Origin of the sequence: Photobacterium sp. NCIMB 13483 (assembly GCF_003025475.1) — a bacterium.
Classification (GTDB): Bacteria; Pseudomonadota; Gammaproteobacteria; order Enterobacterales; family Vibrionaceae; genus Photobacterium; species Photobacterium piscicola.
Map to the genome: position 1 here is coordinate 1 of NZ_PYLV01000026.1, position 13971 is coordinate 13971.

15 protein-coding genes are annotated in these 13971 nt (G+C 31.6%); 14 read left to right on the forward strand and 1 reads right to left on the reverse strand.

The features are described from left to right. Positions 1–532 precede the first annotated feature (532 nt). On the forward strand, positions 533–1618 hold the full coding sequence (aroC, locus tag C9I86_RS16620) for a chorismate synthase (RefSeq protein ID WP_080158051.1): 1086 nt from the start codon (positions 533–535) through the stop codon (positions 1616–1618). A 241-nt stretch (positions 1619–1859) separates the two neighbouring features. On the opposite strand, the gene C9I86_RS16630 is transcribed toward aroC, so the two are convergent. Then, entirely contained in the window at positions 1860–2471 is a 612-nt protein-coding gene (locus C9I86_RS16630; RefSeq protein ID WP_080158050.1) for a trimeric intracellular cation channel family protein, read from the reverse strand. A gap of 248 nt (positions 2472–2719) precedes the next feature. On the opposite strand from C9I86_RS16630, the gene C9I86_RS16635 reads away from it, so the two are divergent. The 13 genes from C9I86_RS16635 (at position 2720) to C9I86_RS16695 (ending at position 13862) form a co-directional block, all read left to right on the forward strand. Further along, entirely contained in the window at positions 2720–3271 is a 552-nt protein-coding gene (locus tag C9I86_RS16635; RefSeq protein WP_107277020.1) for an elongation factor P hydroxylase, read from the forward strand. Between the two features lie 15 nt (positions 3272–3286). Then, a complete protein-coding gene (locus tag C9I86_RS16640) occupies positions 3287–3544 on the forward strand; it encodes a YfcL family protein (RefSeq protein WP_107276970.1) in 258 nt (85 codons plus the stop codon). Positions 3545–3729: 185 nt separating this feature from the next. Then, on the forward strand, positions 3730–4194 hold the full coding sequence (locus C9I86_RS16645) for an adenylyltransferase/cytidyltransferase family protein (RefSeq protein WP_107276971.1): 465 nt from the start codon (positions 3730–3732) through the stop codon (positions 4192–4194). 49 nt (positions 4195–4243) lie between these two features. Further along, entirely contained in the window at positions 4244–5227 is a 984-nt protein-coding gene (locus C9I86_RS16650; protein ID WP_107276972.1) for a Wzz/FepE/Etk N-terminal domain-containing protein, read from the forward strand. 39 nt (positions 5228–5266) lie between these two features. Then, complete coding sequence (rfbB, locus tag C9I86_RS16655; protein WP_107276973.1) at positions 5267–6349, forward strand: dTDP-glucose 4,6-dehydratase; 1083 nt, start codon at positions 5267–5269, stop codon at positions 6347–6349. A gap of 1 nt (position 6350) precedes the next feature. Next, the gene (gene rfbA / locus C9I86_RS16660) at positions 6351–7223 is read left to right on the forward strand and encodes a glucose-1-phosphate thymidylyltransferase RfbA (protein ID WP_107276974.1); all 873 of its coding nucleotides are present in this window, start codon (positions 6351–6353) and stop codon (positions 7221–7223) included. Positions 7224–7236: 13 nt separating this feature from the next. Further along, a complete protein-coding gene (gene rfbD / locus C9I86_RS16665; RefSeq protein WP_107276975.1) occupies positions 7237–8127 on the forward strand; it encodes a dTDP-4-dehydrorhamnose reductase in 891 nt (296 codons plus the stop codon). Positions 8128–8147: 20 nt separating this feature from the next. Further along, complete coding sequence (rfbC, locus tag C9I86_RS16670) at positions 8148–8696, forward strand: dTDP-4-dehydrorhamnose 3,5-epimerase (protein WP_107276976.1); 549 nt, start codon at positions 8148–8150, stop codon at positions 8694–8696. Between the two features lie 47 nt (positions 8697–8743). Next, the gene (locus tag C9I86_RS16675; RefSeq protein ID WP_107276977.1) at positions 8744–10003 is read left to right on the forward strand and encodes an oligosaccharide flippase family protein; all 1260 of its coding nucleotides are present in this window, start codon (positions 8744–8746) and stop codon (positions 10001–10003) included. Next, positions 10003–11163, forward strand: a complete 1161-nt coding sequence (locus tag C9I86_RS16680) for a CDP-glycerol glycerophosphotransferase family protein (RefSeq protein WP_107276978.1) — start codon at positions 10003–10005, stop codon at positions 11161–11163. The genes C9I86_RS16675 and C9I86_RS16680 overlap by 1 nt, the downstream gene beginning before the upstream one ends. A 26-nt stretch (positions 11164–11189) precedes the next feature. Continuing rightward, positions 11190–12374: an O-antigen polymerase gene (locus tag C9I86_RS16685; protein ID WP_107276979.1), complete on the forward strand. Its 1185-nt coding sequence runs from the start codon at positions 11190–11192 to the stop codon at positions 12372–12374. Further along, positions 12346–13152 (forward strand): hypothetical protein, encoded by an 807-nt coding sequence (locus C9I86_RS16690; RefSeq protein WP_107276980.1) that lies wholly within the window; start codon positions 12346–12348, stop codon positions 13150–13152. Before C9I86_RS16685 ends, C9I86_RS16690 begins: the two co-directional genes overlap by 29 nt. After that, a complete protein-coding gene (locus tag C9I86_RS16695) occupies positions 13149–13862 on the forward strand; it encodes a glycosyltransferase family 2 protein (protein WP_146142639.1) in 714 nt (237 codons plus the stop codon). Before C9I86_RS16690 ends, C9I86_RS16695 begins: the two co-directional genes overlap by 4 nt. The last annotated feature ends 109 nt before the right edge of the window (positions 13863–13971 follow it).

Below are 13971 nucleotides of genomic sequence, written 5' to 3' on the forward strand. Positions count from 1 at the left end.
CCGGATAGTTTCGTGCCTCAACTTCCGGGATGACGGATATAGGGCTGAGTGAATGCCAAACCAAAATCCCGTCATTCCCTACAGTGAGGTTACGAACGAGATAGGGAATCTATTGTTCGCGCGTTGTAGAGTTAATATATTCACTATGTCTTTAAGGCTCAAGCTTGTGGTGAGTAGATCCCGGATAGTTTCGTGCCTCAACTTCCGGGATGACGGATATAGGGCTGAGTGAATGCCAAACCAAAATCCCGTCATTCCCTACAGTGAGGTTACGAACGAGATAGGGAATCTATTGTTCGCGCGTTGTGGATTTAATCTATTTACTGTGTCTTTGAGGCTTAAGCGCGCATTGAGTAGATCCCGGATATTGGACTAAGTCATTCTCGAAACTCGTTACTAATGATCTCGCTACTCGCCACTGCACTTCCTCGCCCCTACTTTATTCCTTGCTTTTCAAATCACATCTTTGCAGTATGTATTAATCACCATAATTAAAAATGCATGTAAGCATAGATACCTCACAGGGGAAGTCATGGCCGGAAATACTATAGGACAATTGTTTCGCGTTACCACCTTTGGCGAAAGTCATGGGGTAGCATTAGGATGTATTATTGATGGTTGCCCACCAGGATTAGCGCTCACCGAAGCAGACATGCAACACGATCTTGATCGTCGTCGTCCTGGCACCTCAAAATACACCACTCAACGTCGTGAAGCGGATGAAGTTAAAATTTTATCCGGCGTCTTTGAAGGTCAAACTACAGGTACCTCAATTGGCTTATTAATTGAAAATACCGATCAACGCTCAAAAGATTACTCTAATATTCAAGATTTATTTCGCCCCGGTCACGCTGATTACACTTACCATCAAAAATATGGCGTACGTGATTACCGTGGTGGTGGTCGTTCATCTGCACGTGAAACAGCAATGCGAGTTGCTGCGGGTGCTGTTGCTAAGAAATACCTTAAACAAGTACATGGCATAGAAGTATGTGCTTACTTATCCCAGATGGGTGATGTAAAAATAGAGAAGGTTGATTGGCAACAAATAGAACAAAATGCCTTTTTCTGCCCTGATGTAGATAAAGTTGATGCCTTTGATGAGCTGATCCGTCACCTTAAAAAAGACGGTGATTCGATTGGCGCTAAAATTACCGTGGTTGCTCGTAATGTGCCAGTAGGTTTAGGCGAACCAGTATTTGATCGCTTAGATGCGGATATTGCTCATTCACTGATGAGTATCAATGCCGTTAAAGGGGTTGAAATCGGAGATGGTTTTGATGTGGTTGAGCAACGGGGCAGTGAGCACCGTGATGCCATGACATTACAAGGGTTTAAAACTAACCATGCTGGTGGCATTCTTGGTGGTATCTCATCAGGACAAGATGTTATTGCGCATATTGCTCTAAAACCGACCTCAAGTATCAGCATTCCAGGTGAAACAATCACTAAGCAGGGTGAGTCAGCCGAAGTTATCACTAAAGGTCGTCATGACCCATGTGTAGGTATTCGTGCGGTGCCGATTGCTGAAGCAATGTTAGCAATCACTCTCATGGATCACTTGCTACGTAATCGTGGTCAAAATGCAGATGTTGTCACAACAACGCCGAAGATATAGATAGAGGTTTCGAGGGGAAGCAAGGGACGAGGTTTTTAGGAACGAGGTTCGAGGATCTAGGGAATCAGGAAAGAATAGAATAATGAGAATTTGTGGCTGATTTTTAGTTATTGTTGTTTTTATTCAATAACTAAAATACACTTTCCCTGCTTTCCCTGCTTTCCCTGCTTTCCCTGCTTTCCCTGCTTTCCCTGCTTTCCCTGCTTTCCCTGCTTTCCCTGCTTTCCCTGCTTTCCCTGCTTTACGCTTCTTCGAACTTAAATACAGGTAAACTCCAGCTAAAGAACACTGCCGCCATACGTAAACCAAAGCCAACAACCAATGTTGTTAATGTCGTAATATCTGCTGGTACATTAAAATGCAACATGGTGACATACATAATACCCGCAAGAAAAGAGACTGACGCATAAAGCTCTTTATGTAATACCATTGGTTTGCGACGAGTGATCATATCGCGAAGTAAGCCACCAAAAACCCCCGTTACTACCGCCGCTACAACACAGATAATTGGTGATAAGCCCATCGTGATCGCCACTTGGCAGCCGATAATACTAAATACAATTAAGCCAATGGCATCAAGAATGATGAAAATCTTGTGAAAACGTACTACCCATTTGCCTAAAACGGTTGTTAATAAGCCTGCAAGACAAGTAATGACTAAATACTGTGGGTGTGCGACCCAGCCTAAAGGGTAATGACCGAGTAAAATATCTCTTACAGTACCACCACCGATAGCGGTAGCACTTGCAACTAACATAACACCGAACCAATCCATGTGACGTTTACCCGCGGCGAGTGCGCCCGTCATTGCTTCTGCAGTAATACCGATAATGTATAAGATAGAAAGTAGCATAATAACTGTGATGGCCGTTGTTAATCATGAAGATAGGGCATTGTAATAGTGACGGTTCTCAACTTCTAATGAAAAGAATTAATTTAGAGATGAATTGAGTTCATGTAAAAATAATATTTATAGCATTTATAGAAATAATGACTATGCCGCATAAAATATAGTGAGAAGTCGCGCTTGGTTATGAAAACCTATATACTTTGTTCGTTAAATAATGATGACATATTAATTATAATTAAATGAATATACATATAAAGCATGACTATAACGATCTTATTCGTTTGTTTAACTCGGTATTTTTAGAACGTTTAAATACTGAGCTATTATTAGGTGGCGATGAGCCTATCTATCTTCCTGCCTCAGAGGAACGCATTCATCATCAAATTATCTTTGCGCGTGGTTATTATGCCTCTGCAATGCATGAATTAGGGCACTGGTGTATTGCAGGTGAAGCACGACGGTTATTGGAAGACTATGGTTATTGGTATCAACCCGACGGACGTAGCGCTGAAGTACAAGCTGCATTTGAGGTTGTTGAGATTAATCCACAAGCAATAGAGTGGATTTTATCTGCCAGCTGTGGGTTCAAATATCAGGTAAGTTGCGATAATTTAAGTGGTAACTGTGAGCCAGATAGAGTTGGTTTTACTTTAAAAGTACGCGATAAAGTTATCAGTTATTTAACAAACGGTATTCCTGAACGAGCTAAAATGCTTTCTGATGCCTTCCGTGATTTTTATGGTATTGCACCATTAACAGCTGCTGATTTTCCTAAGCCGATTCCATTAACTGATTATGCCTAACAGCAAGGATAGAACATGATCCACGATTACGAACACAAACTATTACAGCTTATTGATGACAATATTGACAGCGCAACGGATGATGAACTGTTTGCTGGTGGCTATTTACGTGGGCATATCTCACTTGCGGCTGCTGATTGTGAACAGCAAGGTATTACTGATATTGCACAAATGCAGCAGAAAGTAAAACAAAGCTTATTGGATGCAAAAAGTGAATTAAGCCCAAATGATTGGCAGTTAGTGCAGCAATATAGTGATAAATTAATGGCATAATAACATGTTATAGCGTGTTGTTATGAGTAAGTATTTTAAAATTAGAATGAATGCTTTGTGGGTTTATGGCATATCCCAAGGGCGGTAGCGTGTTTATTCTTGAATGATTATTAGTCTTTTGAATTTATTTGCAATAAATTATTCATAAGCATTCGGTTTTAATTGGGAATTAAAGAAGTGATATTATGAAAGTTATTTTAACATATGGAACATTTGACTTATTTCATGTCGGGCATATTAGGTTATTAAAACGTTTAAGTTTATTAGGTGATAAATTAATTGTAGGAATATCTTCTGATTCATTTAATGCCATGAAGGGTAAAAAATCATTTTTTTCTTATGAAGAAAGGGCTGAAATCGTAAGTTCTTGTAAATATGTTGATGAAGTTTTTCCTGAAAATAATTGGGATCAAAAAATTGATGATATAAAAAAATATGGTGTTACTTGCTTTTCTATGGGGGATGATTGGGTTGGTAAGTTTGATTATTTAGATGAATATTGTGAAGTTCTATATCTTGAGCGTACTGAAGATATTTCAACAACAGATATAAAGAAAAAATTATCATCAATTAGTCAGGGAGAATTAGATAAAATTGAATCTTCATTACATGATGTTATTGGTATCATAAAAAGTTTAAATATTAAATAAGCTTTTATATGATTATTTTAGTAAAATTATTATTTGTTTGAGGTTATTAATGAAGAATCAATATAATCATGATGAAATTGATTTTTTAAGGTTATTTAATATTTTACTCGAAGGTAAAAAAATAATATTACTATGTGCAATAATTTTCAGTGCTATTTCATTTCTTTATGTGTCAAACTCTAAACCTTATTGGACATCACAATTACTTATAACAAAATTAAATAATAAAAATGAATCTTTAAAGCAAAAGCCTGTGACAAATCTTTTTGTTATTTTAAACAATGATAATAATATAAATGACATTAATAAATTAAATAATATTTTAGATGGGAATATCATTTTAAAAAAATATGTTACTTTGTTTAATTCTATTGAAAATAAAAAAAGTTTTTTTTATAACGATAAGATGCTGAGTGAAAAGCTAAAATATAAAGATTTTTTAGAAAATATAAAAATATTACCATATGGTAAGGGTACATATAAAATCACGCTTAAAATGACAAATAAAAAAGAGTCATATGATTTGTTAGCATCTTATGTTAATTATATTTCAATTAAGACAAATGAAAGTTTAAATAAAGAAATCAATGTAATGATTGACGAGAATGTTGATTATTATAAGCAAGAGAAATATATTTTAGAGTTAATAGCAAATGGAAAGTTGCAGTTAGATATTGATAAAACCAGCTATGAATTAGGAATGATCGACGATAATAATATTAGTAAGTTGAATAATCGTTCAAGTTATTTTTTAATTGATAGTTTAAAAAGAAAAATTGATTTTTTAAAAACATTTAGAAATTTAAATGTTTTTGAACCTCAATTAATTATTGTTAATGCTAAATTAGAAGTTCTTAAAAATATCAATATAAAAAATAGTTCTTTTGATGAAGTCGGAGTTGTTAAAATTAAAGGTCTTACAACAACAAGAAATAATTATAATGCTACTGTTATTGCATTATTTTCATCTATTATTGGGATAATCTTTGGATGTTTGATTGTTTTAATTCGCTATGTATTTAAGAAACAATAAAACATATATGAGACACATACTATAAATAAAGGATATGATGTGAAAATTTTAGTTACTGGTGGTGCTGGTTTTATTGGTTCTGCAGTTGTTCGATATATTATTAATAATACTAACGATAGTGTAATTAATGTTGATAAACTGACTTATGCGGGTAATTTAGAATCACTATCTGATATTGAAAATAATGAACGTTACTTTTTTGAACAAGTTGATATTTGTGATCGCATTGAATTAGATCGCATTTTGGCTAAATATCAACCAGATGCTGTCATGCATTTAGCTGCTGAAAGCCATGTTGACCGATCAATTGATGGCCCTGCGGCATTTATTGAAACCAATATTGTTGGTACTTATACAATTTTAGAAGCAACTCGTGCTTACTGGAATCAATTAGAAGAAACACGAAAAGCTGCTTTCCGCTTTCATCATATTTCTACTGATGAAGTTTATGGCGATTTAGAAGGCACTGATGATTTATTTACTGAAACAACCTCTTATGAGCCATCAAGTCCATATTCTGCATCTAAAGCCTCAAGTGATCATTTAGTTCGTGCTTGGCTGCGTACTTATGGTTTACCAACCATTGTTACTAACTGTTCAAATAATTATGGTCCTTATCATTTTCCTGAAAAATTAATTCCGTTAATTATTCTAAATGCATTAGATGGTAAAGCATTACCTGTTTATGGTGATGGAATGCAAATTCGTGATTGGTTATATGTTGAAGATCATGCTTCAGCACTTTATACCGTAGTCACCAAAGGTGAAGTTGGTGAAACCTATAATATTGGTGGCCATAATGAAAAAGCCAATATTGATGTAGTTAAAACTATTTGTTCATTACTTGAAGAGTTAGTGCCTAATAAACCTCAAGGTGTAACTCAATATCAAGACCTAATTACATATGTTACTGATCGTCCTGGGCATGATGTACGTTATGCTATAGATGCTTCAAAAATTGCTCGTGAATTAGGTTGGAAGCCGGCAGAAACATTTGAATCAGGTATTCGAAAAACTGTTAATTGGTATTTAAATAATAAAAAATGGTGGAGCCGAGTATTGGATGGCTCATATAGTTTTGAACGTTTAGGCACTACCTCTAACGACGAAAAAGAGAAATAAAATGAAAGGAATTATTTTAGCTGGCGGTTCAGGTACTCGTCTTTATCCTATTACTCGTGGTGTATCTAAGCAGTTACTACCAATTTACGACAAGCCAATGATTTTTTACCCAATATCAACATTAATGTTGGCGGGTATTAAAGATATTCTCATTATTACCACACAAGAAGATAATGATAGTTTCCGTCGCTTACTTGGTGATGGTAGCGATTTTGGTATTAATCTGGAGTACGCGATACAGCCTTCTCCTGACGGTTTAGCACAAGCATTTATTATTGGTGAGAAGTTTATTGGCAATGATAGTGTCTGTTTAGTGCTGGGCGATAATATTTTTTATGGTCAATCATTTGGACAGCAACTTAGTCATGCGAAGGAACTGACATCTCAAGGAATATCAACAGTCTTTGGTTATCAAGTTAAAGATCCTGAGCGTTTTGGTGTGGTTGAATTTGATAGTAATATGAAAGCTATTTCTATTGAAGAGAAACCGTTACAACCGAAATCAAATTACGCGGTAACAGGATTATATTTCTATGATAATCGTGTCGTTGAAATGGCTAAAAAAGTTAAACCGTCACATCGTGGTGAGTTAGAAATTACAACGCTGAATGAAATGTATCTACATGATGGCTCACTCAATGTAGAGTTATTAGGGCGAGGATTTGCTTGGTTAGATACAGGGACACATGAAAGTCTTCATGAAGCATCTTCATTTGTTGAGACAATTCAAAATATTCAAGGCTTAAAAGTTGCTTGTCTTGAAGAGATTGCTTGGCGTAATGGTTGGTTAACTTCTGAACAAGTAAAAGATTTAGCTAAGCCAATGATGAAAAATGAATATGGCCAGTATTTAACGCGCTTAATTAAAAATTAATAGAGACGTAATAATGAAAGTATTAATTACAGGCTGCAATGGACAAGTTGGAAGCTGTTTAGTTAAGTTATTGCAGAATAATCAAAATGTTGAAATTAGTGCAGTAGATCGCGAAGAACTTGATATCACTCAACAAGATGCTGTCAGTCACTATGTATCTTCTTTTCAACCAAATGTCATTATAAATGCAGCGGCACATACTGCAGTCGATAAAGCAGAGCAAGAAAGTGAGCTTTCGTATGCAATTAATCGTGATGGCCCTAAATATTTAGCACAAGCAGCTAATGATATTGGTGCACTTATGCTTCATATATCTACTGACTATGTATTCGATGGTACTAAAGATACTACTTATGTAGAGACTGATTTAGTCAATCCTCAAAGTGTCTATGGTATTACAAAACTTGCTGGTGAAGAGGCTGTTGCCGCCGCTTGTCCTCGACATGTTATTTTACGAACGGCATGGGTATTTAGTGAGTATGGAAATAATTTTGTCAAAACAATGCTTCGTCTTGTAAAGCAACGAGATTCATTAGGCATTGTTGATGATCAATTTGGTGGCCCTACTTATGCTGGTGATATTGCTGCTGCCTTAATTAAGATTGCACAAGAAATTACAGATTCAAATAAATCATTTGATACTGAAAATTATGGGATTTATCATTTTTCTGGTTTGCCTCATGTAAGTTGGTGTAAATTTGCTCAAGTTATTTTTGATAAAGCTGTTGCTCAAGGCGTGTTAACAAAACTACCTGATGTTAAAGGGATAAAAACCAATGAATATCCAACAGCAGCTAAGCGCCCCGCTAATTCAATGTTAAATACAAATAAGATATCAACAATATTTAATATTCCAGCAAGTAATTGGCAAGCGGCATTAAATAACTTAGATGATTATGTATAAATTTGAAATTGGAGAATAGAATGAAAATAATTGACACTAAAATTGCTGAAGTGAAAATTATTGAACCATCAGTTTTTGGTGATGAACGTGGCTTTTTTATGGAAACATGGAATCAAAAGCGTTTTGAAGAACAAGTAACAGGTAAAACTACTAAATTTGTACAAGATAATCATTCAAAGTCTAAAAAGGGTATTTTACGCGGGCTACATTACCAAACAGAGAATGCTCAGGGTAAGTTAGTTCGAGTTGTTTCTGGTGAAGTATTTGATGTGGCCGTTGATATTCGTAAGGACTCTCCCACATTAGGTCAATGGGTTGGTGTCTATCTTTCTGCCGAAAATAAACGTCAACTTTGGGTTCCTGAAGGCTTTGCTCATGGCTTTTATGTGACAACTGATGAAGCTGAATTTGTATATAAATGTACGGATTATTATAATTCTTCAGCTGAACATTCAATTTTATGGAATGATTCAACTATTGGAATTAAATGGCCACTACTAGATAGCAATGTGATTTTATCTGAAAAAGATTCTCAGGGAACTGCATTTAAAAATTCAGTACTGCTTTAGATACGGAGTATAAAGGCTATAGAATAGCCTTTATATAAGGGTTTAATGTGATAAAAAAAGCTCAAAACTTATTCAATCATAAAGTTGCTAGAAATTCATTATCTATATTTCTTATCCAATTTCTAAGTATGCTTGCTCCTTTACTTGTTTTACCTTATCTATCTAGAACAACTAGTGTTGATAGTTTTGGTTTAATTATGTTGGTTTTTTCCATATCAGCAATGTCGCAAATAATTACAGATTTTGGATTTAATCTTTCAGCTACATATCAAATTGTAAAGAATAAGAATGATACAATAGAAATTAATAAAATCATTGGTGGTGTTTGTTCAATAAAAACAATATTACTTATTCCCGTGGTTATTTTAGTCTTTTTGTATAATGAACATTATAAAGTATTTCCCTCTAGTGCTTGGGTTCTATTTACTTTACTTAATGTCTGTTTTCAATCATTTATCCCTATATGGTTTTTTCAAGGGATAGAAAAAATAAACGCATTACTAATAGCTACATTATTTTCAAAATTATTATATGTCGCATTAGTATTTATATTTATACGCGGTGATGAAAGTAGTTATCTTGTTATTTTATTATATGCAATAAGTAATTTATTGAATGTTTGTTTAGCTTATCTAAGTATATACAAGATGGGATATAAAATAGTAATACCAAGCGTGCAAGAGATAGTTAAATTATTTAAACATAGTTCTCAATTCTTTTTATCTCGTGCTGCGGTTTCTATTTATTCATCAATTAGTACTTTCTTTGTTGGTACGTATGGTGGAATGCATCAAGTTGCTTTATATGGTTCGAGTGAAAAATTATTTCATGCGGCTCAAAGCGTGACATCATCAGTAACTCAAGCTTTATTCCCATATTTAACAGTTAATAAGAACAGTAAAGTACTATTTATATCTATTTTGGCAATAGGTTTTCCTCTTTTCCTTTTTCTTATTCCTATATATTATTTTTCTTCTGATATATTATCAATATTCTTTGGGAATGATTATTATTTAGGCGGGAGTGTTTTTAAGGTATTTATAATTACCGTTGGTGTTACATTTATATCATCAATGTTTGGATATCCTGCTTTCACATTATTAGATAAAGTTAAATATGCAAATTATACAATAATCGTTGCGTCTGTTTTTCAAGTTGTATTTTTATTAACATTATGGTTTTTTGATCAAGTCGATGGATTTAATGTTGCGTTAAGTGTGTTAACTACGCAAAGCATAATTTTAATTAGTCGAGTTATATTATTTATAATACTAAAACGAAAAATTGTAATTGAGGAGTGTCAATAATGAAAAAGCTTCTTTTTTATATATTTAAAGTACCAATGTTTTTAATTGTTAGCTTAATTCCAAAACAAAAAAAGATTTGGATTTTTGGTGCTTGGTTTGGTAACTCAATTTCAGATAACCCTAAATATTTGTATCAATATTTACGAGATAATAATCCAGAAATAAAACCTATTTGGATTACAAAAAATAGATCTCTTTTGAATAATGATGATGGGTTTGATACTTATTACTATAAAAGTATCAAAGGTATTTACTATCAAATATTTGCAAGTATGGCTTTAGTTACTCACTCAATTGCGACAGACTTTAATTCGCCATTTATAGGGTTAAATACTAAAAGAGTTTTATTATGGCATGGAGCACCATTAAAAAAAATCGGCTATGATGATGAAAAATATACAACTAAGAATTATATTGCAAAAAAATATCATCGACTATTTTCATTCTTAACAAACAATATATACAATTATGTGATTTCTAATGGTGATATATGTAGTAAATCTTTTTTAACTGCATTTAACCTTAAAAATGAAAATATATTATTAACAGGATTTCCTCGAAATGATGTATTTTCAAATAGAAGTTATGCAAATGATAAAAAATTAAAAGCTATATATATGCCAACTTTTAGAGGCGCTATAGGTGAAGAAGTTGATTTATTTGTAAGATATGGCTTTGATATATCTCTTATTGATGAGGTTCTTACTAATTCAAATATAGAACTTACAATTAGAGTTCACCCTGCAAACTCACCATCTTCAGAATTATCAAATAAAATATCTTTATCAAAATCGATTAGAACATCATTAGCTTCAGATGTTTATGAAGAAATTAATGATTATGATGTTCTGATTACTGACTACTCAAGTATAATGTTTGATTTTGCTATAACTAAACGACCTATTATTTTTGCTCCATTTGATATCGAGCAATATTTATTAAATGATCGTGAATTATATATAAAATATGACGATATTGTCGGTGATGATTTCTCTAGAAATTGGAATGATATTTTAAATAAATTATTAGAATTAAAAAGCAATCCAAATGAATTTTATTTTGATTCATTAGTCTATAAATATCATGATGAAAAATTAAAGGAAGAAAAAATGTTTAGTGCTAAGTTAACTAAAATATTAACTAATTTAAAAGATAGCTAGCACCTGAATGTTTAACGGATTTTTATATGAATAATTTAAAAAATAGTTTAGTTGTAAGTTATTGCGAACAATTAATTCATAAGTGTTATATATTTCTTCCTCTAATTATTATGTATGAACTAATTCTTGGTGGTGGGGGGCGATTATTTAATTTTGGTTTCTTTAGCCCTAGAATGTTTGTATTTGTATTGGCTATTTTTATTAGTATTTATTTTTATTTGAAAAGAAATAAAGTTGCCATAGATATATTTATATATAATTTCGCATTACTCACTTATTTGAGTTGCTCTATTTTAATAGGGTTTTTAAATGGGAATACATTAACTAATATTTTTGTTGATATTAAGCCATTAGCTTATTTGTTCCTTCTTAATTACATTTATATAACACCTTATATTGAAAATAATATTTTAAAAGTAATTAAAATTTCATCATTAATATTAGGTGGATGTTATTTCTTAGTCTTAATAATAATGAGGTTTCATATAGTTTCTTTTGATACAATTTACTTATTAAATAAAACCGGTGAGTTTTATTTTAGAGGACAAAGTGGATTTGTTTATAAAGGATTCTTATATTTATTATTAGGTGCTATATTATTTTTGTTTGAGAAAAAAAACAAAAAAAGGAACTTTTTAATTTTTTGCTGTTTGTTTGTTTGTTTATATTTCACCTATGCTAGGGGATATATAATTACTTTTTTTGTTATTCTATTATTTAAATGGATGTTAGATTCAAATGTAAAAAGTAAAATAGCTCTTTTTACATCAATGCTTATATTACCAGTGCTTATTTACTTTTATATGAGTTCATTTACTGATCGAGGTAATAGTGATTCTTTCAGGTTAAATGATTTAATTACGTTATATCATCATTTTAGTGATTTAGGTAATCTTGTCATTGGTTCTGGGTTTGGTAGTTATATTGGGAATAGACAGCAAGTTGAATATTCATTACTTGATATATTATTTAAGTCAGGGTTTATTGGGTTGTTTTTCTGGCTTTCATTATATATATATATATTTATTTCATATTTTAAATTCAAGAGTGACTTTTCGTTAATGCTTTTACTTTTAACGACAGCTACATACGTCCAGAGCTCATTTAATCCTTATATAAATAATCCAATTGGAATGTTTATCATAATGGTATCACTTTCATATTTTATTAGGCTTCAAGTAAATGATAAACGCATGCATTGTCCTTTATAAGTGTAAAATATCAGAATCTATAACATATCGTTCTATATTAGAGCAAGGTGTTTTATTTTTTAATAATATATATGTATATGCTAATACAGAAAATTTAATCGATATAGATGTTATACCTGAAAATGTTATTATTAATGAAAATGAAAATAATAAATTTCTAGAAGAGAACTATAGACATTTTTTAGAGAGTTGTTATAGCTCTAATATAGATTATGTATGTTTTTTTGATCAGGATTCTTGTCTTCCTGAATGTTATTTTCATGAAGTAGAGTTGAAAATAAAAAATGAAATTAATTTTTTAGCTTTGTATCCAAAAATAAGATCAAATGATAATTATGTCTCTCCTTGTGAATTAGTAGATTTCCAACCGGGCAAAGTAATAACGGAACCTGGGATAATAAGTCAAAAATTTATCGGCATAAATTCTTGTTGTGTCCTTAATATTAAAGCTGTTGACTTTAGAAATATTTTAGACCCACGTTTCCCATTAGATTATCTAGATTACGTAGTGTCATATAAAATATCCGAATGTCAAAATGATGTTTATTTATTGAATTGTGATATTGAACATGACTTATCTGTAGCAAGTAATAATAAAATAAATAATGTCAGAGCTGTAAGTATTTTAAATTCAGAAAAAAGATTTATAAAAATATATGGGACTAAAAAGGCTTTATTTTTATTAAGTATTAAAAATATAGCTAGACTTTTATATAGCGTTTTGAATAAGAATTATAAATACTCAGCAAAAAACTTATGGGAGATAATAAGTAAGTGAAAATAACAGTGTGTATGGCAGTTTATAATGGCCAAGATTTTATCTCCGAGCAATTAGATAGTATTGTCAATCAAATTTTAGCTGTTGATGAGGTTGTTATAATTAATGATTGTTCATCAGATAATACAGTAAATATAATTTCGTCATATTCAAATGATTTGAATATAACAATTATTAATAATAAAGAGAATGTTGGTGTAATACAAAGTTTTGAAAAAGCATTATATAATGCAACAGGCGATTATATTTTTCTGTGTGATCAAGATGATGTTTGGAAACCAAATAAAGTTAAATTAATGGTTGAGAAATTGAATGAGAAGAAAGGATTATGCATATCTGACTATGAGCTAATAGATAAAAATACAAAGTCTTTAAATAATGCAATAAAAATTGATGGTAAAAATTTATCAATAATAAAAACCATCATAAAAAATCATTATATAGGGTGTTCGATAGCATTTAATCGAGAGTTACTTGATTATGCATTGCCTTTTCCTAATAATATACCTATGCATGATTCTTGGCTGGGAATAATAGCTTCATATTATTTTAATGTTTCGGTTTTAAATGAATCAACATTATTTTATAGACGACATGATAATAATGTAACAGGAACGAGAAATAATTTTATACGAATAATTAAAGATAGATTAGGTCTTATATCATCTTTTCTGCTTCGTATTTCTAAAAAAAAATTACTAACATCTTAGCTTAAAGTAATGATTAACATTAACTTTGACGTTCTTCATTCTCTATTTTTAAGTATGTGATTATTTGTATTTAAATCATGTACTTAGAATTAAATTAGAATAAAAAGTA

Bases quoted from the DNA above. Each gene is read 5' to 3' on its own strand.
- C9I86_RS16645 (WP_107276971.1), top strand. From the start codon at position 3,730: ATGAAAGTTATTTTAACATATGGAACATTTGACTTATTTCATGTCGGG.
- C9I86_RS16650 (WP_107276972.1), top strand. From the start codon at position 4,244: ATGAAGAATCAATATAATCATGATGAAATTGATTTTTTAAGGTTATTT.
- C9I86_RS16630 (WP_080158050.1), bottom strand. From the start codon at position 2,471: ATGCTACTTTCTATCTTATACATTATCGGTATTACTGCAGAAGCAATG.
- rfbA (WP_107276974.1), top strand. From the start codon at position 6,351: ATGAAAGGAATTATTTTAGCTGGCGGTTCAGGTACTCGTCTTTATCCT.
- C9I86_RS16690 (WP_107276980.1), top strand. From the start codon at position 12,346: ATGATAAACGCATGCATTGTCCTTTATAAGTGTAAAATATCAGAATCT.
- C9I86_RS16685 (WP_107276979.1), top strand. From the start codon at position 11,190: ATGAATAATTTAAAAAATAGTTTAGTTGTAAGTTATTGCGAACAATTA.
- rfbD (WP_107276975.1), top strand. From the start codon at position 7,237: ATGAAAGTATTAATTACAGGCTGCAATGGACAAGTTGGAAGCTGTTTA.
- C9I86_RS16640 (WP_107276970.1), top strand. From the start codon at position 3,287: ATGATCCACGATTACGAACACAAACTATTACAGCTTATTGATGACAAT.
- C9I86_RS16680 (WP_107276978.1), top strand. From the start codon at position 10,003: ATGAAAAAGCTTCTTTTTTATATATTTAAAGTACCAATGTTTTTAATT.
- aroC (WP_080158051.1), top strand. From the start codon at position 533: ATGGCCGGAAATACTATAGGACAATTGTTTCGCGTTACCACCTTTGGC.
- rfbC (WP_107276976.1), top strand. From the start codon at position 8,148: ATGAAAATAATTGACACTAAAATTGCTGAAGTGAAAATTATTGAACCA.